Below are 24,684 nucleotides of genomic sequence, written 5' to 3' on the forward strand. Positions count from 1 at the left end.
GGAATGTTAATAACGAGTCAGATATTATTTTAGCCAAATAATATCATAACGACTTGTTTTTCATAAGGTGGCTAGCGATTTTTTGTTTGTTAATCGTGTATTAATTTAATATGGTCTGTTTTATTAAACTTTGATTTATATGGTTTTTAGAAAGAAAAGGAAAGACAAGCGGATATCCATGCATTAGCGCTAGTCTTGTTTTTAACACCCACTGAAATCGAGCACTTTGAATGGTAATGGGTATATGTCCCCGGTTTCACTATATTTAGCGTTGTTATTTTGCAAGGTAATCTAGGTAGATGATGATTGTTAATGCTAAATAACTACGTTTGACATTGATTGTTGTTTACAATGGTAAAAAAATTATCTAGTTAGGTTTTAGTGGCATATCTTATTTCGGTTACCTTATTGTGGGCTTTTTCATTTAGTTTAATTGGCGTGTATTTAGCAGGGCAGGTTGATGCTTGGTTCTCGGTATTAATGCGTATTGGTTTGGCTATGTTAGTCTTTTTGCCCTTTTTACGATTTAATGAAATTAGCTGGCAAACCGCCGTTAAATTAATGGCCATAGGTGCAATTCAATTAGGCTTAATGTACGTTTTTTATTATCAGTCATTTTTGTATTTGTCTGTGCCTGAAGTTTTATTATTTACCGTGATGACCCCTATTTATATCACCTTATTAAATGATGCTTTTGAGCGAAAATTTCACCTCAATTTTATGTTAACTGCCTTACTGGCAACCTCGGGTGCTATTGCCATTCGTTTTAACGCCATAGATGCTAACTTTATTGTTGGTTTGGTCTTAGTGCAAGCGGCTAATTTATGTTTTGCTACCGGGCAGGTCTGTTATAAACGGTTAATGGCTGCTCAGCAGCTAAAACAGTCAATCAATCAAAAATCAATATTTGCCTGGTTTTTCATCGGTGCATTTTGTGTGGCTGCCATTTGTTATTTGATTTTTGGTAATGCCGATAAACTACCGACAACTGAGTTGCAATGGGGCGTATTAGTTTATTTAGGCATTATCGCCTCAGGGCTTGGTTTTTTTGCTTGGAATAAAGGGGCTACTTTGGTTAATGTCGGTGCACTGGCTATTATGAATAACTTGCTGATTCCTGCGGGTATTATCGTTAATTTAGTCATTTGGAATCGTGATGCAGATATTGCTCGATTAGTCTTTGGTGGCTCACTCATTGTGCTGTCGTTATTACTGAACCAATGGTTAGAGAAGCGCAGAAACGCGTTTAAATACAGTGAATAAATAGCTGAAGCCTTAATAAAGCTATAAAGCTATAAAGTTATAAAGCGACAAGGTTTAACTTAAATTGGCCAGAGAAAGTATGCTTGTCCCCGACTTCACCCGAACAAATAAAAAAGGCCGATGCGTAATGTATCGGCCTTTTTCTCTCTATTTCAATTCTGCTATTAAACGTTATCGTTTAAAGCAAGACCTTGTTTTTAATGGCCACTCTTGATCGGTATCAAGTCGTTTAAGCAAACAAATATCGCCTTTTTTTCTTAATTCAAACACTAAAGCAGGTTTTATTTCCTTACTATAAACTTTTACACCCTGTGGTGAGGTTACCGGCGGAGTCGTCAATAATAATCGGCTCGACTGTTGAAAGACATCCTGTGCTATTGGTACCTTCTTGCCCGCCAAAGCGTTGCTAACTACAGCAACAATTTCAGCGCGGGCTTCACTACTGTTATCAGGCAGTAATGCCGCAACTGATTCATGAGCCTGCAGAGCACAAGCTGACAGAAGACTTAAAGATAGCGCAGCAAAAGTAAGTTGTTTAATGATCATTGAGCTTTACCTGCTCTGAGATGGCGGAATTTATCAAAATAAATATCATTAATAATAGCATCTTGTAGTGGCGTGCGAGTCTTAATCTTAGGTCCAAAATAATCAACCGAGTTGTTTGGTTGCGGTAACATTGATTTCGACGAACTAAAAGCACTAATCGATTTACCGCTTAACTTAACAGATTGTTCGACCATCACCGGACAAGTATTATGTGTTTGATAATAAAGCGCACTCGCGAGTAATATTTCTTGTTCATCACCTAACGAGTGCAAATAATCCTCCTCAATAGGACAACCTTGTACTTGATAAAGCTTACCTGCTTCAGGCAACTCAGCGGGTACTAAACCATCGGCATAATCACCAAAACCTGCTTCGTTTTCTCCTTTAAACTGCACCGTGAAATACGTAGAACCACAGTTATCTTGACTAACAAAACCGTATGGTTTTCCGCAGGTTGTTTCACCAATTTGAATAACTTCTATACCAACACCAATTAATGAATTGATAAATGATTCACTCGCTGAGCAGGAAGAGCCCGTGGTAAGCACATAAACCCGAGTTAAATTTAAGGTTGGCAGTGGTTGCTCCGCTTGAATAATTGAATCGCCACCAATTAAACGTCTTAAATCAATGGTCACATCAATAAACGGAATATCGTTACTGGCATTTTTATCGTTGTAAACAATTTTTTCGTATAGCTTACCCTCGGTAACATCTTTACCGGCAACCATATAAGCCAATTGCGATGACAGCGCTAAAAAACCACCACCGTTATAGCGTAAATCAACCACTAAATCTGTAATTTGATCGACAGAAAATTGCTTGAATTCGTCAAAGAGATCTTTTTCTACCGTGGCGTTATTAAAAGAATTCAACAACAAATAACCGACTTTTCCCTGTGGAGTAGCTATTGTTTTAGCTAACTGTAACGGTACTCCTGTAATGGCGGCAGTTTGCAACGTTACTTGATATTCTTCATTATTAAGATCAATAAACTTAAAGCTATGACTTTCGCCTTCGTTGCGACTAAATAGGGCATCATTAATAATATCAATGTCACTTTGCTTGGTGGTATTAACAAAATCTACACCATCAATTTTCAGCAGTTTCGAACCACGAGAAACACCCGCCGTTATTGCTTGCGTATTCGGTGTGACATTTTTTACCTGCCAACTTCTCGGTGGAGCAATACTGTTTTGTCTATCATAGTTGATACCGTAACCATAACTGACGCCTAATTGTGTGCTCTCTTCAACACCACTTGTCGGCTCCATCCAATGAAAGCTATCCTTCTGAGCGCCAGAATCTGTTACCGCAGTTGTTTTAAGTTGGTCGAAATAATCGATTAAATTAAAGTTTTTTGGATCTTTATCAATAACTTCTTTGTACCAAAGGTAAGTCTCATTAGTAAAGGCACGTTGCCAATGTTTTTCAAGTAGCTCACTGCCTTGTCTATCTGGATAAGTGATATTAGTAATAGGGCTGCTGCCACTGCGTGGATCCTTACATTGAGCAACAAAGTCACTTGACGGTTGAAATTGATCTTGCAGCCAAGTAGGCCCTGTGACGCCAGTAGTCGCTGGCGCTTTAGTAACCTTAGTTGTTCCGCCAGAGCCACCACCACAGCCAGTGAGCATAACTAACGGCAGTGCTATGGTTAACAATAAGAGCGGTTTTTTACTTTTTTTATTTATGGTACTTTGTTCATTTTTTTCAATAACAACTGTCATTTACACTATTCCCTTTTAATATGAATCCATTTAGTCGTCATTGAATAAAGTAATGTTCTATAACTTAAGCCAAAGCAACAAAAAAATCATCGTTATCTTAAATGATATTTAAATAATTAACAATCACTTACAATGATTTACAAATCACCATAAGGCCGTTTGGTGGTCTCAATAATACTTCTACATACATTGACTCTAGTTTTGTTTTTAAAGTATGGATGTCCACGATTACACCCCCGAGCTTGTTATCTGTTTGTTATCTTATTGTTATCAAGATGTTACCCGTATGTTCCCATTCTCGTCTTACTCGAGTTACGCCTTCCGTTTTTTCCTAAGTTACACCTTGCGTTTTTTCCGAAGTTACACCTTCCGTTTTTTCCGGAGTTACTGGTCGGAAATCCAATCTCTAATAGCCAGCTGTTTGAATTTTTATGTGGGTTGGTCTTGGTACCGGTGTGGGGGCTTATTGATATCGCCACGGTTAAAGCATGGTATGCATAACGTGCGCTATACTGCTTCTAGCTTTATCTTCAATATTTTACCTTCAACATAGGCAGGCGTTAATGTTAGATTTTGGCAAGTTTTTACTGGTACTTTATTTGATAATAGTAACGCTTTTATATTTTGCTCAGCGAAAGATGTTGTACTTTCCTACGGTCAATAGTCCTACTGTAAATAGCCCTACAGCACAGCAACACGAAATTGCTTTTCATGTGAATGGACAAACAATACAGGCGTGGCAAATAAACGCAGGAACAAGCCATGCCTTATTATATTTTGGTGGTAATGCTGAAGACGTTGCCGTGAATATGGAGCCATTTCGTCTACTATTTCCTCATCACACTGTTTATCTGATTAATTATCGCGGTTATGGCGCCAGTACCGGGTCGCCGAGTGAGCAAGCACTGACTCAAGATGCGCTGGCAATATACGACCAACTAGCCAGTGATTATCAAACAATCAGCGTTATGGGGCGTAGTTTAGGCTCTGGTGTTGCTGTTAATCTAAGCGCAGTTAGAACGATTAAAAAGATGATTTTAGTCACCCCTTTTGACAGTATTCTCAATGTTGCCCAAGACATTTACTGGATGTTCCCCTTATCGTTTTTGCTAAAAGACAAATTTGAATCATGGCGTAAGGTCGAAGATATTAACGCGGATAGTCTACTTATTATTGCTGAGCAAGATGAGGTGATTGCGCCTAAATACGGTCATAACTTAGCTAACTACTTTGCCACAAAGCCAAAATTGAAAGTTATTGTTGGCGCAGGTCATAATAACATCGCCGAGTTTTCAGCTTACCAGCAGGCGCTCGCAGAGTTTATGCAATGAACAAAGCCCTCCGTCATTCCCGAAGTTACTGTTCGGGTGTTTATGGTTTGGTTTTTAGTGCAACTTATTGACAAATAACAACAATTAGCTGATATTCTTTGTGTCAGAATGGAAGTAATAGCAGGCTCAATATACCAACGCGAAAGGACCACGCGCTTGCCATTAAAAGTGGGTGTCCTTGTTAATTATCTTGTTTACAAAATAGGTTATTCACGAGGATCATAAAAACACAAATTGGCTTCATCTAATAGTTTAAATAAAGCCGTAGTGCTTTGAATTATGATTTTTTTATGTTGTATTTGAATCAACTCTTGCTGCTCAAGTTCTTTCAATACTTGATTAACTCTTGGTCTAGACAAACCGCAGATATCGCTAATTTTTTGCTGGCTCGCATCAATTTCAATAAGGCTCAAATCATGCTTATTCAAAGGCAGTAAAGTTGCCAAACAATAAAGTACTCTAATATTTTTATTCGATAAGGCAATTATGGGTACTTGCAGCCATTGAGGGATATTGTGAGCAGCAATATTAAGCAACCATTTATATATTAAGGGATGTGCATCAGCAATTTTTGTTAATCGGTCTTTAGGTATATACAATAATTCAACAGGCTCAATTTCATTTATCAATAAAAACGGGTGAGGTAATTGCATCAATGTTAAGCCACCAAACCAACCGTTCTGCTCAACAATAAAACTATATAGTGTATCCAAATTCCGCTGGGGCAGAGAAAAAGAAAACCGACCTTTTTTCAGGTAAATAAGCCCTGAAAAATTAAAAAAACCGGTCGTTAGTTTAACTTTTTCCAGTGTTGTTGTTTTGAAATCTTCCTCTTCAAAATAATTAAGCAACTGCGGTGGTATATCCTGTAATAAGGTATTTGAAGAACGTGTACTTGTCATGATTTTCCCTAAAGTGTTCGGCAAGGAACATATTCCCATATTAATACAATCTACAATACTTATCCTTTTTAATCGAATGATATAGTTCTGCAATTTTACGATGAGCATTTTACTAACAAACACTATCGAAGCTACGGATAATAGAAAGACTTTATCTCAACATGGTAGCTATTCAATAACCATTCATAATCAATTTCTCACCGTAAAGGCCTATGATGCATGGAATATAGAAACGGCTATTTCATGTTTTAAAGAATTTAAAGTTCAAGCTGAAAAACTGAAACATAAAAGTTGGTCATCCCTAATCGACTTAACACATTGGGAGTTAGGGCCGCCAGAAATGCTAAATGAAATGAAAAAATTAAATATATGGTTAGAAAAAAACAATCAAAAATTTGAAGCGGTAATTGTAAAAAACTCTGTTCAAGAACACCTTCTTGAAGTTTCACATATAACATTTAGTAATACTCAATCTAACTTCTTTGACAATCATAATGATGCTTTGTCTTGGTTATCAAACTCACAAGAGAATATATAATGAAAGAAACGGCAAGCCTGGTGCTAATTTTAATTTTCGCTGGCGTCTACTCTGGTGCTATGAGTATTGCCGCAGCAGTCATATTTATGATCATAGGAGGAGGACCGTTAATCTATTTGGCTTGGATTCAAGAAAAGAAAGAAAAACTAAAAAATAAAGAACTAATCATAATGCGAAAGGAAAGGTTAGCTAGACGCAACCTAAATTAAGAACAGCTAAAAATTGTTATTAATTGTGTAGCACGTTGTCAGACAAATAATGATACCAAGGCTGCCTTCTTGGCAAAATAGCATTTCCCTCTAAAATATAATTACTTTTTAATAAATTTGTAAATTGATCTACCTCACTATGTGCCCCAGAGCACCATAGAATCATTAATTTTCAGTACACATAATCATGTTAATTAGTAATAATCAAATGTCCGTCTTCGGTATTTTCAATCAAGTTTGAGCTTTAATCATTCAAGATGAAAGTTTAGAACAACTTCGATATCTAATATTAAGGGGCTTGTAAGATCAAATGTCTCCAGTGGAACATATTCAAACGGCAGTTATGCGGAAAAGTTACATATAATTAGAAGATGCTTGAGGGGCTGTTGGACGCTGTGAATTCAATCGGTGAATGCAGACATAACCAAGCAAAACTTTAAGGCGAATGTCTTACCTTTACACTTTAATGCGCATAATAATGTAAATCACCACACTTTACTGCGCTTTGTTATGACAACTTGGCCAATAACGTTAACTTATTTAAAGCAAAATACCTGATTAAATAGCTCCGTTACCACGAAGTGCTGTGGATCATTTCGCCATTTTTTTTCAATGGTTACTAATCCAAACGAGGTTAAAAAACGTTGTAAAAATCGTAAAGAGTAAGCGTGAGTAGCTTGAACATAGGGGTTGTCATGAGTTGATTCAGCAAAGTCGTCAACCACCATTGGGAAGCTGTCAATAATGTGTTCAGCGAATTGATTGGTGGTTAATGACTGCTTTTTCAGCTGTTGCAGTTGAATGAGGGCGAAGCTGGTTGTTTGTGCAAATAACGGTACCTCAGGGTAGCCATCTTGATAAGCCCAGTTGTATTGTTGGGTATAAAAATCAAATAACCGCTGATATATTTGCACACTATTGAGTATTGTTCCTTTTTTTGTGAGGGAATAATGCTGTTTTTGGTATTTAATCACGCCAATGTCGGTCAGAAACATTCTAGCTAGTAGCAGGCAGTCAAAGTTATCTTCTCTATTTACTTTAACAAAGCTATGACACAAACCTAATGCCGTAAGTTGCTCGCTGGTTTCTGCGTAAATTTGTTTAACAATAACCTGTGGTAAGTTGCCCTTGGCGGTCGCTTTGATTGGCGCTGCAGCGAGCGAATTCATTAAACATCGAGCAACGCGGATGATCGGACTTTGTTCAATTAACCTCTCATCTATTTGTGGTTGCCAACCTAGCAATTGCTGATCTTCAAGCGGAAAATTCAGTAAAAGGTGCATTTGGGTTGGCGATAACCCATGAAATTCATCGCGAGCTTGGTTATTTTGTTGAGTAACTTGTTGATCCATAAAGCTCTGCATTTCGTCAAGGGAGCCAAAATTTTGCTCTGCCATTGCCGCACTTAGTTGTGAAGTAACTTGCGCAGCAGAGGGTTGAATGCTTAACAGGCAACATTTTTTATACTTTTTACCGCTGCCACAATGACAAGGATCGTTACGAGATAGTTTACTCATTTAATAAAATACCATTTGGTACTGAGTCCATAGCAATTTCAATAAGTCGGGTTAAGAAACGAGATAACCAAGTTGCAGCTTCACCAGCTTCCACTGAACGTTCACCAACATGGAACGTTTCTCTATCTAAGTTTTGCTCAACTAATTGGGTAATTAGCTGCTCATAGATACCCGTAGTGTTCATGAAAATCCCTTTTTTAGCGTTATGGGCTAGTAGAGTAACTAAAAAAATTGAAAGTTACAGGTTTTTATCAGTGGCTTAGCTCATTAGTTAATGACTACCAAGGTACTCACATAAATGCTGGACTCAGTAAATAGCTAAAGTTCCAATAAGCTGAGTCAATAATAGTTATTCGTAACAATACTTTTATTATCAAGGCGATAGTCACTATAATATCTCATTATTAATTTAGTTTTATTGCTGTTTTATCAATTGATAAAATAGTAGGTGTAATTGAAAGCCAGCCTCAGAGTGTCATCATCATCATGATTGAAGTAAAAACAGCTGCTTACCGCCGTGCTAGCTTTGCGTTAGCGTTAGGCTCTTTCCTTGTGTTTTGTAATTTGTACATGTTCCAACCCATGTTGCCATTGATGGCTGAAAAATTTAACGCCAGTGCGATTGAAATTAATTGGTTGCTTGCGTCATGCACATTAATGTTAGCGCTTACTCTTGTTCCGTGGGCTGTAGGCTCAGAAATTATTGGCCGTCGTAAAGTGATGATGCTGAGTCTTTTCTTATTGCCATTTACCGGCATGGCCATGTTGCTAACCGATTCATTAATAATGTTAACGTTAACGCGAGGGGTAATGGGTATTGCGCTTGCGGGGTTTGTTGCCGTTGCTGTGGCATATATGGCTGAAGAGTTCACCCAAAAAGCATTTATGATTGCCGTTGGTGGTTATATTAGTGCAAATTCATTAGGCGGTATTGCCGGGCGTTTATACGGCGGTTTTGCCACTGAATATTGGGGATGGGATATAGCCGTTATTGGGATGGCTATTGCCAGTTTAGTTGGCGCGTTATTAGTGAGCCGACTGTTGCCTGAACAACAATGTTTTACCCCTCAAAGAGGGCAGTTTCGTAACCATAATAAGCGTGTCATTGGTCATTTAAAACAGCGTGAATTATGGCTTGCTATGCTTATTGGTGGTTTAAACTTTGCGTTAATTGTTAATCTTTATACGGTAATGGGGTTCCGTCTTATCGCGCCTCCGTATTCACTGTCTATCAGCTTAACGTCGATGATTTTTCTGTGCTATTTAAGCGGTACTATTTCGGCAAAACTAAGCGGTCGTTGGAGCCAACATTACAGCCCAATAAAGGGCATGGTGTTAGGTACAACGGTAAGTGCATTAGGTATGTGGATAGCCGTTTATGATTCATTGTATGCAATGGTTGTTGGTTTATTACTTATTGGCTCAGGCGCTTTTTTCACGCACTCACTTGCCTATGCCTGGATAAGTCAGAAAGCGAAAATAGCGAAAGCAACCGCAACGGCATTATACCTTGTGCACTATTATATTGGTGGCAGCTTAGGTGGTTTTTACTTAATTGCCTGCTGGCAATATGGCGCTTGGTATGGGGTGCTTGCAGGTGGCATGGTATTATATGGCTTAATTTACCTATTATGTTGGCGCTTACATCGCCATGCGTGTTCATAGTTAGCTGGTGTTTTTGTTACCATCATCTAACCAGTTCCGCTATAATCACCAGCTCCGTATTCTACGTCGTTTATTATGAAATATTTATTATTGTGCTGTCTGTTATTCGTTAGTTCAATTAATGCTCAAACCTTTACGTTTACTGCGATCCCCGATGAAGATGAAAGCCGTCTGCGCAGTCGCTTTGACAAAGTGGCGTTGTACCTGACTGAGCAATTAGGCGTCGATGTTAAATACCTCCCCGTTAAGTCTTACAGTGCTGCGATTAGTGCTTTTCGCAACAATCAGGTTCAGCTCGCTTGGTTTGGTGGCTTGTCAGGAGTCAAAGCGCGACATCTGGTTGAAGGTTCTCGAGCTATTGCTCAAGGTTATGAAGATCAATTCTTTAAAACCTATTTTATCGCCCATCATTCAACGGGGCTGACCGAGCAAGCACAACTCAATAAAGATATCGCGAAATTTACTTTTACCTTTGGATCGAAAGGCTCGACATCTGGTCGCTTAATGCCTGAGAATTTCATCCGACAAACGTTTGGAAAATCACCCAATAAAGTGTTTAAACGGGTCGGCTTTAGTGGTGATCACAGCCGAACTATTGCGCAAGTTCAGTCGGGTGCATGGCAAATAGGGGCCGTTAATTACAAGGTTTGGCATAACGAGCTTAACGCTGGAAAAATCGATCTCTCAAAAATCAAGGTCATTTGGACCACCCCAACTTATCCTGATTATCAATGGACTATCCGTGGCGATGTCGACCAACAGTTTTCACCTGATTTTAGTCAGCGAGTGCAAAAGGCGTTACTCGATATGTCGGAGCCATCATTACTAGCAAGTTTTCCACGCCAAAAATTTGTCCCAGCAACTAATGATGATTACCAACCGATTAAGCTTGTTGCAAAGGCTATTAAGTTGCTATGACACAAGATTGTCCGACAGTGTTTAATATAACCAATCAAGCCATTGGATTTAAAAATCACCCAATATTTTCTAATCTCAGTTTAATGATTAAACAGGGTGAGAAGGTCGCCATTGTCGGGACCAGTGGCAGTGGTAAGTCAACCCTACTAAATTACCTGTATCAGTGCCGCAGTGTCGATGTTGCCTATTGCCCGCAAAAATCGATGCTGGTCGACACGCTGAGTGTTTACCATAATATTTACATGGGAATACTCAACCAACATGGATTTTTTTATAATTTCATTAATTTGATCCGACCATTTCCGCTGCATAAAACCCGAGTTGAACAGCTAACCCGACGGTTAGGACTCACTGGATTACTTTTTAAATCAATTGATAAGTTATCGGGAGGCCAGCAGCAACGATGTGCCATCGGCAGGGCACTTTATCAACAACTGCCAATATTTATCGGTGATGAACCATTCTCAGGCTTAGACCCAAAACAAAGCGTTGAACTATTAAAGGCGATTAAGGGTCAACATCAAACCGTTGTTGTTGCGCTGCATAATAAAGAAATGGCCCTCAATCAGTTTGATCGGATTATTGGTATAAAGGACGGGGCTATCGCCTTTGATACCCCGGCTACTGAGGTAAGTTCCGAGCAATTGGATCTGATATATCACCGCATAGAACACAGTGAATAACCACGTTATGATCACTGTTGACACCACTGCACGAAAGTATCGACTCATCAGCTTGTTTATCGCAAGCTTGGGTATTCTCACGTTATTGATGGCGGACATTGAAATCAGTGCAACGGATCCAATGGATGAGTTGTTAGCAATTTTAGCAGGGTTTATTAGTCCAGATCTTAGTCAAATCGACTATTTAGCCGAAGCACTACTAACCACGGTTTCTTTTGCGGTGGTCGGAATTAGCATCGCCGCGACGCTTGGGATTTTTCTGGCACCTTTACATCATCTGCCATTGATTAGCCATTTTTGTGCCTTTATTCGCTCAATTCACGAGTTATTTTGGGCATTGATATTTTTGCAAATGTTCGGATTATCTTCTATTACCGGTGTCTTGGCGATTGCCATACCCTACACGGGAATATTTGCCCGAGTTTATAGCGATATTCTGGAGCAAAGCCCACTGGATCGTCGCCATTGGATTAATGACACTAGCCTCAGTGTTTGGCTTTATAGCTGTATTATTCCCTGTTGGGCTGCGATTGCACAATATACTCGCTACCGTTTCGAATGTGGACTGCGCAGTGCCGCGATATTAGGATTCATCGGGCTGCCAACCTTGGGTTATTATCTTGAAACTGCATTTTCGCAAGGACAATATAACCAAGCCGCGGGGTTGTTATTGTTGTTCTTTGCCATGATAGCGACGTTAAAATGGTGGCTTAATATCCGCCTAGTATTGGTCTACCTCATTGCGGCCATCGTCTATTTACCTTGGCAGTCACAGCTTGAGTTTAAATACCTAGTGCGTTTTATCACTCAAGATATTGTGCCACAGCCATTGCTTGAGCCTACGCTTAATCTAAGTCACTTAAGTCAGTGGTTTGGCGATTTAGTATCAGGTCAAATTCTACCAGGGATTGGGGCTAGCTTATTACTTAGTGTTAGTGCGTTGCTGTGTTGCGGCGTGATAGCGCTGTTAACTTGGCCGCTGGCCTCTAGAGCAATTCTTGGTCGTGGTTATATATTGGGGCACGGTTTATTAATCGTCATGCGCTCGACGCCAGAAATTATCCTGGCTTTTGTGATTATGCTAATCATTGGCCCGTCAATGCTGCCTGCAATATTGGCATTGGCCCTGCATAATGGCGCAATTATTGGTTATTTGTTGGCACATCGCGCCGATAAACTCCCGCGGCGAGTCGATCGACCTAACGGTTTAAATTTGTGGGCTTATGAGCTCCAGCCACAGATATATCCAAGCTTTATCAGCCTGATTTTCTATCGCTTTGAAGTCATATTGCGTGAAAGTGCCATTTTAGGGATGCTTGGGGTCACCACGCTCGGTTTTTATATTGATTCAGCCTTTGAAGCACTATTTTTTGATGTCGCCTTGATCTTAATTTTAGTGACCGCCGCACTTAATATGTTGGTCAATAGCATCTCACTCCGTTTAAGACGTTATTTAGCGTTAGATCGTATCCTAACCGCTTAATGTCCTTAAAATTTTTGTGATAAGTAAATAACACCACCGCAAAGTAGTAATTAGCAGTAACCAAGCCCGTAGTAGAGGTTTGGTTAGATAACTGTAGCGGTAAACTTCATTTGGATACTGCGACCTGTCGCAATCAGTGATTATGACGCTGGGGTATAGGTTTTATCACCTAGATTAGTCGCTTCAAGACTGATCATCATCATGTCATCGTCGCCAAAATAACTGCCGAGGGCTAAGTTAACTGTACCCCAACCAGCGAAATTTGACTCAATGCACCACTTTGCTAAAAAGGTGGCAGAAGGTATTTAACTTAGTATGTGTAATGCCTTTTTAGTTATTTTGGCCATTTATTCTCCGCTAATTATTTATCTACTATTCCTACTTAAAAATTTATTAGTAAATTGAGATGCTGCTTTATTAAGTTGGTTATTATTTATAAACATTAAAATATTTAATGCTTGCTCCTATGGTGAATCACTGTGATTAAAATAAATTCTTTATTAAATAACCTAGTTAGCTAGGTCATGATATTTATTATTAAATTGCTAAAAACCTAGTCTCTGTTATTTTAAATATAAAAATACAGAATTTCATTGACCGAAATTAAAAATAGTGGTTAAATTAAAAATCGGTATTTAAAGGGTATTAATAAATATAACGTAGTTGTATTTTAAGTATTCATTGGCGTGCACCGCAGTAAATCAGGTGTAGTAGCCTTATAGAAGAATCTAATTAGGACGTTAAAATGATAAACAGACATTTTGTATTATTGAACCAGAGCGACAATGTTTTTGTCTGCTGTGAGCAGTTGCTTGCAGGCGCTTCAACAACATTAGAAGAAGTCAGTGTCTCAATGAACGTTGATATAACGGTAGGCCATAAGATTGCTAGACAAGCAATTTCTCAAGGTGACAAAATTATTAAATATGGTGTGTCTATTGGCTCTGCAACTGAAGATATTGCCTTTGGTGACCATGTTCACATGCACAATATGAAAAGTGATTATATTGCCAGTCACACTCGTCAAAGTAGAGTAGGAGAAGAGTCATGAAAGGATATTTAAGAGCGGATGGCCGAAAAGGCATACGTAACATTATTTTAGTCACCTACTTAGTTGAGTGTGCGCATCATGTAGCCCGAGCTATCGTCACTGATAGTCCAAGTGACAATGTCCAACTCATTGGTTTTCCAGGGTGTTACCCTAATGAATACTCTCTGAAAATTATGGAAGGGCTTTGTACCCACCCTAATGTTGCGGGCGTATTAATGGTCTCTCTGGGTTGTGAAGGATTTAATCGAGAACAGTTATCTAATACCATTAAAGCAAGTGGTCGCCCCGTAGAAACGTTAGTTATTCAAAAGTCAGGTGGTACTAAAAAGACCATTGCTGCAGGTCTAGAGCGAGTACGTGAGCTAGTTGTTAGTGCTGAAGCGGTGGAATTAGTGCCTATGGATATCAGTGAACTCATGGTTGGCACCATTTGTGGTGGCTCTGATGGTACTAGTGGTATTGGCGCTAATCCTGCCGTTGGTCACTGTTTTGACAAACTTATTGAAGATGATGCTGTTTGTATTTTTGAAGAAACCGGTGAGCTAATTGGTTGTGAACAAATCATGGCTGAACGAGCCATTACGCCAGAGCTTGGTGTAGAGATCATGGCGTCGGTGGAAAAAGCCGAGAAATACTATACTAAAATGGGCTATGGCAGTTTTGCGCCAGGTAATGCCGAAGGCGGCTTAACCACCCAAGAAGAAAAGTCGATGGGCGCTTATGCAAAGTCGGGTAGTTCAAAAATCCATGGCTTAATTAAACCTGGCGATATACCAAGCCAAGGCGGTTTGTATTTAATGGATGTTGTGCCTGATGGTGAGCCAATGTTTGGTTTCCCTAATATTGTCGATAGTGCTGAAATTGTCGAAATGATCGCTTCTGGCTGTCACCTTACCTTATTTACTACCGGCCGCGGTTCAGTGGTGGGTTCAGCTATATCCCCCGTTATTAAGGTTTGTGCAAACCCTGAAACCTATGAAAACTTATCTGATGACATGGATATCAATGCCGGAAAAATTATTAAAGGTGAAGCTACCGTTAGCCAAGTGGGTGATGAAATATATCAAATGGTTAAGCAAGTTGCCCAAGGCCAGCAGACAAAGTCAGAAGAATTAGGTCATCAAGAGTTTGTTTTAACCTACAAAAAATTTGAAGGCATAGGCCCTTCTTGTTTACCCACTGTTAGATAGTTGAGTTTAAAAGCATGTTTAAAAAACGACAAATAGGTAAAACTAATTTAAAAGTTACTGAATTAGGGTTTGGCGCTGCTACCTTTGGTAATCTTTATCGTCCGATGCCAGATGCTGCTGCACAAGAAAGTATCACTAAGGCGATGGAGCTCGGACTTAATCAATTTGATACCGCGCCTTTTTATGGGTTTGGTTTGAGTGAGCGCCGAGTCGGTGATGCTTTAAGAAAATATAATGCAAAAGATTATGTACTGTCAACCAAAGTTGGCCGAATTTTAGAGCCTTGCGCTAAAGCTGAAGATAAATATGGCTTTTGCTCTCCTATGCCATTTGAACCTAAATACGATTATTCATACGACGGTATTATGCGCTCATTTGAGCACAGCATTCAGCGTTTAGGATTATCAAAAATTGATATCTTGTATATGCACGATATTGGCCGGGTAACCCATGGTGATGATCATGATCGTTTATTCAAAATTGCGATGGAAGGTGGTTATAAAGCTATGGACGAATTGCGTTCTCAAGGGCTTGTTTCCGCGATTGGTCTAGGGGTTAATGAATATGAAGTGTGTGAACAGGCTATGGATCACGGTTATTTTGATTGTTTCTTACTAGCAGGGCGTTACACCTTGTTAGAGCAAAAGGCCTTGGAAAGTTTCTTACCCCGTTGTCTTAAAGAAAATAGCTCTATTATCTTAGGTGGTCCTTATAACTCGGGCATTTTAGCCACCGGTGTTCGCCGCGAAGGCGTAGTGCCTCATTATAATTATCAGCCGGCCGATGAAACAATCATTAAAACAGTCGCCGCCATTGAAGATGTTTGCCAAGAGTTTAATGTTCCGCTAGCCGCTGCAGCACTGCAATTCCCATTAGCCCATCCGGCTGTAGTCAGTGTTATCCCAGGGTTAAGTTCAGCACATCGTGTCGAAACCACTGTTGAGCAGATGAATATTAATATCCCCAGTGAATTTTGGCAGACCTTGCAAGACATCGGCATCTTAAACCAAGACGTTCCTGTACCAGCAAATGTTGTGGTGTAATTTATGAAACGTATCGATGCACATCAACATTTTTGGCAATTATCTCGTGGTGATTATGAGTGGTTAACCCCTGAACTTGAGTGCTTGTACCGAGACTATTTACCTGAGGAGCTAGCGCCAATATTGGCAACCTCTCAGGTAAATAAAACCGTGTTAGTGCAAGCCGCGGCAACCACAGCAGAAACAGAATTTATGTTAAAAATTGCTTGTGAAGAGGATTTTGTGGCTGGCGTTGTTGGTTGGATTGATATGGAATGTGACAATGCACTGGCCCATTTAGAGCATTTTAGTCAAAGCCCTTATTTCAAAGGGATCAGACCAATGTTACAAGATATTGAAGATGTTAATTGGATGCTAAAAGCAGAGCTAGCGCCTGTTTTTGAACTGCTAATCGAAAAAGGTTTAACCTTTGATGCCTTAGTTTTACCTCAGCACCTAGATGCACTTTATACCTTGATAAAGCGTTATCCGGCACTCAAGGTGGTTATTGATCATGGTGCTAAACCTGGCATCAGCAATAACTCAAGCCCAGAGTGGTTTGAGAAAATAGCCTTAATTGCTTCCCAAACGTCTGCTTATTGTAAATTGTCTGGACTAGTCACTGAAGCTGAAAAAAATCCTCACCTTGACCAATTAGCCCCCTATATGGAACATTTGCTGGTTTGTTTTGGCGCAGAGCGTTTAATGTGGGGCAGCGATTGGCCCGTGGTTGAAACAAGCTCTAGTTATCAAAGTTGGCTTGCGCAAGTAGACACTTTTCTTGAGCCATTAACGAACACAGAACAACAATGTATTTGGGCAGAAACTGCCCAAAAATTTTATCAGTTATAACGACTACTAACTATTTAAAGGTTTTAACATGAATACAAAGTTTGAAGGTAAGTTTGCAGGAAAAGTAGCCTTAATTACTGGTGGCGGTAGTGGTATCGGTCAAAGCACTTCTTTAAAACTTGCAGAAGAAGGTGCTCATGTCTTGATTATTGATTTAGATCTTAAAGCGGCAAAAGCTACCCAAGACTTGATTGAAAAATCTGGTGGTAAAGCCAGTGTTTATCAATGTGATATTAGTAACTCTAGCCAAGTAAAAGAGGTTGTTGCCGGTATTCTGGTCGATAACGATATTGATATTTTGGTTAACAATGCGGGTATAGCCCATGTTGGCAACTTAGAAAACACTTCAGAAGATGACTTAGACCGACTGTATAACGTGAATGTCAAAGGTACGTACAACTTTATGTCTGCGGTTATTGGTTCGATGAAAAAGAAACAAAGCGGCGTCATTATTAACTTAGCGTCAGTGGCATCCTCTGTAGGCATTGAAGACAGGTTTGCTTATTCGATGAGTAAAGGTGCGGTCTTAACCATGACTTACTCGGTTGCTAAGGATTATATTAATGATGGTATTCGTTGTAATTGTATTGCTCCAGGCCGTGTACACACGCCATTTGTTGATAACTTCTTAGAGAAAAATTATCCAGACAATAAAGAAGAAATGTTTGAAAAGTTGTCTAAAAGCCAACCTATAGGCCGTATGGGCAAAGTAGAAGAAATTGCCGGCTTAATTGTTTATTTATGTTCAGATGAAGCTGCATTTATTACCGGCAGTAATTTCCCTATTGATGGTGGTTTTGTCACGCTGAATAACTAATAGCAAACCAATTAGTCTTTTAAACTTAGTCCTAGAGCTATAAATATAATTATAAGGTTCAACTATGAATAAGCCAAGTGCAGCATGTGCAGACAGTAATGAGTCTATTGTCGAAGAGGTCAACATGACAACAACAATCGAAACCGCAGGTGAGACTAGTAATCCGTCAAACGTTGCTAAAACCCCGATAATAGCGAAAGAGTATATCCTGCCTTTTATGCTCGTCGCTGCGCTTTTCCCGTTATGGGGTTTCGCTAACGATATTACCAACCCCCTGGTAAAAGCCTTTAAAGATATTTTCCTGATCAGTAATGCACAAAGTTCAATGGTGCAATTTGCCTTTTATTTAGGCTACGGCATCATGGCAATACCCGCTGCTATTTTTATTCGTCGCTTCTCTTATAAAGCGGGAATTTTATTAGGCTTAGCGCTTTACGCTATTGGCGCGTTATTGTTCCTACCGGCGAGTATGACCGCCCAATTTAACTTTTTTTTACTGGCTTTATGTGTTTTAACCTGTGGACTTGCCTTATTAGAAACTACGGCTAACCCCTATATTCTTTCTATGGGCTCACCAGAAACCTCGACACAACGTTTGAACCTAGCACAAGCCTTTAACCCTATCGGCTCACTTGGCGGTATGTTTGTTGCCTCCAACTATATTTTAAGCGAGCTTAAAGTTGAAGAGTTTCGCGCTGCTGAAAAGTTGGCACACCCTGAATACGCTGATTTATTACCTTCCGTGGCCGATGGTAAATTAACGCAAGCACTGGTTGATTTTTCTATTGCTGACCCTGTTGCCCATCAAGCCATGCAAGCTGCAGATTTAATAACTGTTCGTGGCCCTTATATCGTGATTGCCTCAGTAGTGGCTTTGTTGTTTGTATTGTTTTTATTCCGTAAATTACCTGACACCATTACCCATGATGAGCCGTTAACGGCTAAAGTATTAAAAGCAACATTTGGTCGTTTACTGTCTAATGCAAGATACCGTGAAGGGGTTATCGCTCAAGCCTTTTATGTTGGCGCACAAATCATGTCTTGGACCTTTATTATCCATTACGGTATGACTTCAGTGGGTTTAACTGCTGCAGAGGCGCAACAATATAATATGATTGCCATGGGTATTTTCTTGGCTAGTCGTTTTATATGTACTTTCCTACTGGCTAAAATTCGCCCTGGACAACTGTTACAAGTATTAGCGCTTGGCGGTATTACCTTATCGTTTGGTACCATATTTATTGGCGGCATGACTGGTTTATATTGCCTAGTCGCGACTTCAGCCTGTATGTCATTAATGTTTCCTACCATCTACGGCATTGCCCTTAAAGATACCGGAAATGATGCCAGTTTGGCTTCTGCGGGCTTAGTCATGGCTATTGTCGGTGGTGCTTTGATGCCACCATTACAAGGTAGCATGATAGATGGTGCTTCACTTATTGCGGGTATTCCTGTAGTGCAAACCTCATTTGTATTGCCATTAATTTGTTTTATTGTTATCGCGATTTATGGCTATAGAGCGCACAATATTCATAACGCATAATAATTTTATGGCAAACGTGCACAGCAAAATTTGCCGAGCAATAACTAGCAGTTTTAACTCCGGTTTAAAGCCAGTTTAGGTCAGGTTCAGCTTTCTTTGATGGGATAAGTTGGGCTTGGCCGCCATGTTTATGTTTATGTTTATGTTTAAGAGAGTTTTTTATGAGCAACCGTTACTGTTTTGCCCTAGATTTAAAAGATGAACCCGCGCTTATTGATGAGTATATAAAATATCATAGCCCCGATGGTATATGGCCTGAAGTACTCGATAGTATCAAAGTTGCGGGCATTGAAAAATTAGATATTTACCTCATTGGTAATCGATTATTTATGATAATGGATGTCAATAAAGGTTTTTCGTTTATTGCCAAAGCCGCAGCAGATCTTCAAAATGAAAAGGTGGTCGCGTGGGAAGAATTAATGTGGAATTTTCAGCAGCGCCTGCCTTGGGCACAAGGTAATGAAAAATGGCTGTTAATGGAAAATATCTTTACTTATGATGCGGTGTGCACAGCACCTAAATAGATTGATTCATACCCAAGCGACTTCTAGATGCAGGATTCAGCTGGAATTAGAAACGACTTTAGGCAAGGCATTGATTGAAGAGAATGGTTATTCCCTTATCGAAATCAATAACGATGGATAAAGCGTTTCTAAACCAGCCATTCTGGGATGTCTGAGTAAATCACATTCATCGTTGCGTATGTCATTAAGGAAATAACCATTAATGAAATACACGCCTTGATCATGAATCGCTCAGACATCCTGAAACGAGCATTTTGAAGTCGCTTGGGTATAAGGTTCCAACCTTTATGGGCTATGTGATAACTCACATAGCCCTTTTTTTGCCCCTTTACTGATGGCCTGTCGTGTACAGAATTTACCTTCGTTATCACATAAATAACACTGAAGTATCAAAAAATAAACTACAAAAAAAACAACAATGACATAAGGATAATGTTCAATGAAATACTCCCACTCTAAATTACTACTTTTACTGATGATAACTTTTCTTGCTATTCAGGCTGAGCCAGTACAGGCAAATATCATTAAGGCGCAACAAGCTTACCAACAAAAAAATTATCAGCAGGCGTTTGACTTATACCGACAAAGTGCTCATTTAGGAAAAGTTGATGCGCAGTTAAAAATCGCCGGTTTTTATGCCAGTGGTATAGGCGTTAAAGCTGATATGGTGCAATCTTATCTTTATCTAACCTTGGCTGGGGATCATGGCAACAATGTCGCTAAGATTAACCTCGAAACTATTTTTAATTCGTTAACCGCAGCAGAAAAGTCCAAGATTAAGGCCTTATGGCCAACGATGAAAGCTGAATATGGCGTTAGCGCCTTAACCGCTGGAATTTTACCTCAGCTAAAAAAAGGCCCGTTTTACTATAAAAGTGCCAAATTATTAGCCATATCAGGTAAAGCGACCAGCTCACGTTTTTCGCCAAGACGCAGTAAAATGGGCTCTGTTATTGTCGAGTTTGATGTCGGGAAAGATGGCAGAGTCAGAGATATTGAAATAGAGCAGAACTATTATATGGACCATGTTGGTGTTGCCAATATCATTGAAAAAGTCGCCCAAGCTGAGTATCAAGCAGCTAAAAAAATGAAGGGTAATAAATCAGCCCTTAAGTCATACCATCACCGCAGTGTTTGGGCACAGAGAGAAGTATCCAAGTCTTATGTCAAAAAGGTAGTGCCAAGATTTTATCGACATTTTAAGTCATTAACAAAATCAGCCGAAGCAGGTGAAAATTATGCTAAATATCAATTGGGCATGTACGCACTAGTGTATCCAGCACTTGAAATAGAAAAAACAAATTATGTTAATTATATTACTGAGTCAGCACGCGCAGGGGTAATTTCCGCTGAGCTTGAGTACGCGCAATTATTGTTAGAAGGGAAACGGGTCAAGCGAAACAATCCTAAAGCCATGCAGTACTTAGTGAGTGCTGCTCAATCAGGTCTTGCACGTGCTCAGTACAAATTAGCGCGACAATTACTGAGTGGCAGAGTAGTGCAGCGTGATGAGAAAAAAGCCTACTTTTGGTTAAAGCAAGCCGCTAACCAACAAGAGCCTTATGCAAAATATTGGTTGGCACGTTTATCCCTGATTGCCAAAGATAAAACAGTAAGAGATGCCAAATTAGCACAATCATTACTGCAGCAAGTCGCTGAGCAGCAAAGACACAATCCGAACTGGTTTTATTTTTCTGCCATTGCACAGTGGCAGTTGGACAATAATAAAGAAGCTAAAAATTTATTGGCGCAGGGCAGAACAAAGGCCGAGGATTATCAGTGGAATTTAACAAAATTTAACCGCTTAGCTAAGAAAATTTAATAGTCATTCCCAGAAATATTGTCTCGCTTATACCTATCAAGCAAAAGGTACGTACGATTGGCTGGTTTGCCAAAACAACCAGCAACATTCCATAAAACGTCTGGAAACTTTGCTACTAACACTGCTAAGGGCTTACCTAAAACGGCATTAGCGGGTTATGGTATTGTTTACCTGCCAACATGCAGTGTTTATGATGATTTACAGCGCGGTGATTTGTGCGCAATACTAAGCGATTATTAGCCTCGTTCTTTAGGTGTCTATGGGGTATATCCTTATACCCGTCATTTACCCAATAAAATGAAGAAGTTAATTGAACACATAAAATAAGGTTACGAACAACGTAAACACAGCTTTGAAAGCTTAACTTTTAACTTACTACAGATACATTAATTATCCTAAGTTCCCGATAGCCCTTATTCTTATCCCTGGGCCTAAACGATAAAGAGCAAAGTAAATGTTAACGATTGAAAACTTGAAACATCCAAAATTAAATATTGCTCATTGGCACGTGAGTCCAAAGCAAAACTGGTGTGTAATGGGCAGGAACGGCTCAGGTAAACAATACCTAGATATGTTGCTTAGCGGTGACTTACAGCCCAAATCGGTCGATAAAATGGCGATGCCGGCGGCTAAGAATGTTGCCGTGGTATCATTAGAAAAACAACAAGAAATTTACGAAAATGAATTAAAAATTGATGCCACTAATTTCATCGATAAAAATGATGTCGGCACCAAGGTTAAAGATTTTCTGCCCGTTGATAAGCTCAGTGATCCCTTAATCGCACTCTTTGGTTTGGCCAATGATATGGAAAAAGGTTACCGGCAACTCAGTACGGGTGAAGGGCGAAAAGTCTTATTATTACAAGCGGTTTTATCTCTCGTTGATCAAGAGGGCAATAAACTCATTGTCTGTGATAATCCATTTGATAGCCTAGATAAAGCATCCTGTATTGCCTTATCAACAGCATTAGAGCATTTGTCGAACAGACAAATAACTGTGCTGCTACTGTTGAGCAATCGCCAGGATATACCCCATTGGTGTACGCATATTTCCTTGATAGCACAAGGTCAATTGAGTGCTATTGGTCAATTAACAGAAAGTGAAACTGTTAGACAACTCGATGATTTTTTTAAGCCCGTTGTTGAACAAGATGGCTGGCCTGAGCCTTATCACAAACTGTCTGATTATCAGCAGTCTTATTTAGTGAAGTTAAATAATGGTAAGGTCAGTTATGGTGGTAAATCAGTATTTGAAAACTTAGATGTTACCATCAAACCACTGCAACATACGTTAATTACCGGTGCTAATGGCAGCGGCAAGTCGACTTTATTGCAATTGATCACTGGCGATTGCCCTCAGTGTTACAGTAACGATTTACATGTACTCGGCTATAAGAGAGGGTCAGGAGAGAGCATCTGGCAGTTGAAAAAACATATGGGCATAGTCAGTGCTGAATTACATCGACAATACCGAGTAAATAGCGACTTACTTACTGTAGTTGTCTCAGGATTCTATGATTCTATCGGTTTATATCAACAACCGGAGCAGCATAAAACAGAGTTGGCTCGTCAGTGGCTAAAAAAGGTCGGCCTGTTGCAGTACCAACACACAAGTTTTCAAAGCTTGAGTTATGGTGAGCAAAGGTTAGCGTTGATCGCTAGAGCGCTAGTTAAATCCCCGTACTTATTGATTTTAGATGAACCAACCCAGGGATTGGATGAAGTAAATCGACAACGGGTGCTGAACTTTATCACACATTTAGAAAGCCAGCGTCACAGCACCATGTTATTGGTGAGTCATCGAGAAGATGAATATTTGCCGTTATTTAAACAGCGCATCAGCCTGTAAATTGCTAGCGTTTAGACAACTGAACGCTAGCTCAATGTAGTTCAGGTTAAAAATGAGCGCTTAATTCTCTATTGTTAAGTATCTAAAGTTAATTCTCTAAACCATGTACACAACGTAGTAGCGTTTCTTCTGCGCTATCTAAATGTTTTTCCAAGCTCATAATAGCGCCGGCGGTATTATGAGTAATCAAGTTGTTTAATAAATCAATATGCTCGTGAACGGCAACGGTAAAACGTTCGAGTTCACCGGTTTTATCCCATTGGTAATGGTAATGGCAAACAAATGAGACAATATCGAAAAACTGACTGGTGAATCTATTCTTGGTACTTTTTTGAATGATATAGTGTAATTCTCTGTCCATATCAGGAAACTCGAGATAACGATTTTCCATGTCAGCACCAATTTCTTCATGTTTGGCTAATAACCGTCGAAGCTCTTGCCAAACGATATGCTCTTTAGGGAATTTTAATAATTCAGTTAGGGCACGCATTTCAACCATTTGTCGAAATGATATTAATTCACGGGCAAAATCTTCATCAAATTTAACCATTTTCCAACGACCACGAGGGATTTTTTCAATCAAGCCATTATTTGAAAATTTAATTAAAAATTCCCGCACCGTTATGGTCGTACAACCTGAACTCTTGGCTAAACTTAATTCTGAAAATCTGTCACCAGGCAAAATTTTACCGGTATGAATAAGATTGAGGAAATACTTCTCTATTTGTACATCCTTAGTGGAGTTGCTGTTTTCAATATCAAAGTAATCTTGTGCCGTTGGTTGACGCAGCACTACTTTATGTGGGCCATCTCTTTTAATGATGTCAGCGTCACATAAGTGCTCAACGGCCACTCTTACAGTGGTCCGGCTAATATTGAGTGATTTAGTTAACTCAATATCGTTAGGGATTATGACTTGGTCATCATCTAAATCATCTATTAATTTCAAGATGCTATTAATAGTCTTTTTAATTAAGTAGGTTTTCTTACTCACGGTGGTCCCTTTATCTTTCATTACACTTTAATAACATAAAATCACTTGTTGTTAGCGGTATTTCGTTATAAAAAAGTACATGTTCTTTTCCATAGTGACAATTTAAATGACTTTCACCTTATAGGCAACAATTTAGTGCTATTGAGCCCTAAACAGTCGTATTTCCCTTGTTCTTGTTTTGTTTGAATAAATTTTAAAGAGGTGAAAATAAATACTTATTAACCTTTACATTTCA

General features: G+C 39.4%; 24 protein-coding genes. 18 read left to right on the forward strand and 6 right to left on the reverse strand.

Annotated features, from left to right (window positions below; translation table 11 throughout):
• Positions 1-381 precede the first annotated feature (381 nt).
• Positions 382-1,263, forward strand: a complete 882-nt coding sequence (locus tag F580_RS0102000) for a DMT family transporter (RefSeq protein ID WP_019026023.1) — start codon at positions 382-384, stop codon at positions 1,261-1,263.
• 171 nt (positions 1,264-1,434) lie between these two features.
• Here the strand turns inward: F580_RS0102000 and F580_RS0102005 are convergent, their stop codons facing one another.
• Together F580_RS0102005 and F580_RS23740 are read right to left on the reverse strand one after the other, a co-directional pair.
• On the reverse strand, positions 1,435-1,809 hold the full coding sequence (locus F580_RS0102005) for a hypothetical protein (protein WP_019026024.1): 375 nt from the start codon (positions 1,807-1,809) through the stop codon (positions 1,435-1,437).
• Positions 1,806-3,539, reverse strand: coding sequence for a S41 family peptidase (locus tag F580_RS23740; RefSeq protein WP_019026025.1), 1,734 nt, complete (start codon positions 3,537-3,539; stop codon positions 1,806-1,808). Before F580_RS23740 ends, F580_RS0102005 begins: the two co-directional genes overlap by 4 nt.
• Positions 3,540-4,102: 563 nt before the next feature.
• Here F580_RS23740 and F580_RS23745 point away from each other — a divergent pair.
• Complete coding sequence (locus F580_RS23745; protein ID WP_019026026.1) at positions 4,103-4,870, forward strand: alpha/beta hydrolase; 768 nt, start codon at positions 4,103-4,105, stop codon at positions 4,868-4,870.
• A 206-nt stretch (positions 4,871-5,076) separates the two neighbouring features.
• On the opposite strand, the gene F580_RS0102020 is transcribed toward F580_RS23745, so the two are convergent.
• Positions 5,077-5,880: a Crp/Fnr family transcriptional regulator gene (locus tag F580_RS0102020; RefSeq protein WP_083926927.1), complete on the reverse strand. Its 804-nt coding sequence runs from the start codon at positions 5,878-5,880 to the stop codon at positions 5,077-5,079.
• On the opposite strand from F580_RS0102020, the gene F580_RS0102025 reads away from it, so the two are divergent.
• Positions 5,873-6,310: a hypothetical protein gene (locus tag F580_RS0102025; RefSeq protein WP_019026028.1), complete on the forward strand. Its 438-nt coding sequence runs from the start codon at positions 5,873-5,875 to the stop codon at positions 6,308-6,310. The genes F580_RS0102020 and F580_RS0102025 overlap by 8 nt on opposite strands.
• Positions 6,310-6,519, forward strand: coding sequence for a hypothetical protein (locus F580_RS0102030; RefSeq protein WP_019026029.1), 210 nt, complete (start codon positions 6,310-6,312; stop codon positions 6,517-6,519). Before F580_RS0102025 ends, F580_RS0102030 begins: the two co-directional genes overlap by 1 nt.
• Before the next feature lie 536 nt (positions 6,520-7,055).
• Here F580_RS0102030 and F580_RS0102035 read toward each other — a convergent pair.
• Both F580_RS0102035 and F580_RS0102040 read right to left on the reverse strand, forming a co-directional pair.
• A complete protein-coding gene (locus F580_RS0102035; protein WP_019026030.1) occupies positions 7,056-8,036 on the reverse strand; it encodes a YecA family protein in 981 nt (326 codons plus the stop codon).
• Positions 8,029-8,220: a hypothetical protein gene (locus F580_RS0102040; protein ID WP_019026031.1), complete on the reverse strand. Its 192-nt coding sequence runs from the start codon at positions 8,218-8,220 to the stop codon at positions 8,029-8,031. Before F580_RS0102040 ends, F580_RS0102035 begins: the two co-directional genes overlap by 8 nt.
• A 302-nt stretch (positions 8,221-8,522) precedes the next feature.
• Here F580_RS0102040 and F580_RS0102045 point away from each other — a divergent pair, with 302 nt between their 5' ends.
• The 14 genes from F580_RS0102045 to F580_RS0102110 all read left to right on the forward strand — a co-directional run bounded on the left by F580_RS0102045 (position 8,523) and on the right by F580_RS0102110 (position 23,455).
• The gene (locus F580_RS0102045) at positions 8,523-9,701 is read left to right on the forward strand and encodes an MFS transporter (protein WP_019026032.1); all 1,179 of its coding nucleotides are present in this window, start codon (positions 8,523-8,525) and stop codon (positions 9,699-9,701) included.
• Between the two features lie 75 nt (positions 9,702-9,776).
• Positions 9,777-10,619, forward strand: coding sequence for a putative selenate ABC transporter substrate-binding protein (locus F580_RS0102050; RefSeq protein ID WP_019026033.1), 843 nt, complete (start codon positions 9,777-9,779; stop codon positions 10,617-10,619).
• Positions 10,616-11,302 (forward strand): ATP-binding cassette domain-containing protein, encoded by a 687-nt coding sequence (locus F580_RS0102055; protein WP_019026034.1) that lies wholly within the window; start codon positions 10,616-10,618, stop codon positions 11,300-11,302. The genes F580_RS0102050 and F580_RS0102055 overlap by 4 nt, the downstream gene beginning before the upstream one ends.
• Entirely contained in the window at positions 11,295-12,785 is a 1,491-nt protein-coding gene (locus F580_RS0102060) for a PhnE/PtxC family ABC transporter permease (protein WP_019026035.1), read from the forward strand. The genes F580_RS0102055 and F580_RS0102060 overlap by 8 nt, the downstream gene beginning before the upstream one ends.
• A 745-nt stretch (positions 12,786-13,530) precedes the next feature.
• Positions 13,531-13,836 (forward strand): UxaA family hydrolase, encoded by a 306-nt coding sequence (locus F580_RS0102065; protein WP_019026036.1) that lies wholly within the window; start codon positions 13,531-13,533, stop codon positions 13,834-13,836.
• Complete coding sequence (locus F580_RS0102070) at positions 13,833-15,026, forward strand: UxaA family hydrolase (protein WP_019026037.1); 1,194 nt, start codon at positions 13,833-13,835, stop codon at positions 15,024-15,026. The genes F580_RS0102065 and F580_RS0102070 overlap by 4 nt, the downstream gene beginning before the upstream one ends.
• 14 nt (positions 15,027-15,040) lie before the next feature.
• Entirely contained in the window at positions 15,041-16,069 is a 1,029-nt protein-coding gene (locus tag F580_RS0102075) for an aldo/keto reductase (protein WP_019026038.1), read from the forward strand.
• A gap of 3 nt (positions 16,070-16,072) precedes the next feature.
• Positions 16,073-16,900: an amidohydrolase family protein gene (locus F580_RS0102080; protein ID WP_019026039.1), complete on the forward strand. Its 828-nt coding sequence runs from the start codon at positions 16,073-16,075 to the stop codon at positions 16,898-16,900.
• 28 nt (positions 16,901-16,928) lie between these two features.
• Positions 16,929-17,717, forward strand: a complete 789-nt coding sequence (locus tag F580_RS0102085; protein ID WP_019026040.1) for an SDR family NAD(P)-dependent oxidoreductase — start codon at positions 16,929-16,931, stop codon at positions 17,715-17,717.
• Between the two features lie 64 nt (positions 17,718-17,781).
• A complete protein-coding gene (gene fucP, locus F580_RS0102090) occupies positions 17,782-19,260 on the forward strand; it encodes an L-fucose:H+ symporter permease (protein WP_019026041.1) in 1,479 nt (492 codons plus the stop codon).
• A gap of 161 nt (positions 19,261-19,421) precedes the next feature.
• On the forward strand, positions 19,422-19,784 hold the full coding sequence (locus F580_RS0102095) for an L-rhamnose mutarotase (RefSeq protein ID WP_019026042.1): 363 nt from the start codon (positions 19,422-19,424) through the stop codon (positions 19,782-19,784).
• Between the two features lie 439 nt (positions 19,785-20,223).
• Entirely contained in the window at positions 20,224-21,606 is a 1,383-nt protein-coding gene (locus F580_RS0102100) for an SEL1-like repeat protein (RefSeq protein WP_019026043.1), read from the forward strand.
• Positions 21,607-21,663: 57 nt separating this feature from the next.
• The gene (locus F580_RS25295) at positions 21,664-21,846 is read left to right on the forward strand and encodes a type 2 periplasmic-binding domain-containing protein (protein ID WP_026301197.1); all 183 of its coding nucleotides are present in this window, start codon (positions 21,664-21,666) and stop codon (positions 21,844-21,846) included.
• A 214-nt stretch (positions 21,847-22,060) separates the two neighbouring features.
• Positions 22,061-23,455, forward strand: coding sequence for an ATP-binding cassette domain-containing protein (locus F580_RS0102110; RefSeq protein ID WP_019026044.1), 1,395 nt, complete (start codon positions 22,061-22,063; stop codon positions 23,453-23,455).
• A gap of 88 nt (positions 23,456-23,543) precedes the next feature.
• On the opposite strand, the gene F580_RS0102115 is transcribed toward F580_RS0102110, so the two are convergent.
• On the reverse strand, positions 23,544-24,449 hold the full coding sequence (locus F580_RS0102115) for a GntR family transcriptional regulator (protein ID WP_245560576.1): 906 nt from the start codon (positions 24,447-24,449) through the stop codon (positions 23,544-23,546).
• Between the last annotated feature and the right edge of the window lie 235 nt (positions 24,450-24,684).

It is taken from the genome of Colwellia piezophila ATCC BAA-637 (genome assembly GCF_000378625.1).
In the GTDB taxonomy this organism is placed as follows: Bacteria; Pseudomonadota; Gammaproteobacteria; order Enterobacterales; family Alteromonadaceae; genus Colwellia; species Colwellia piezophila.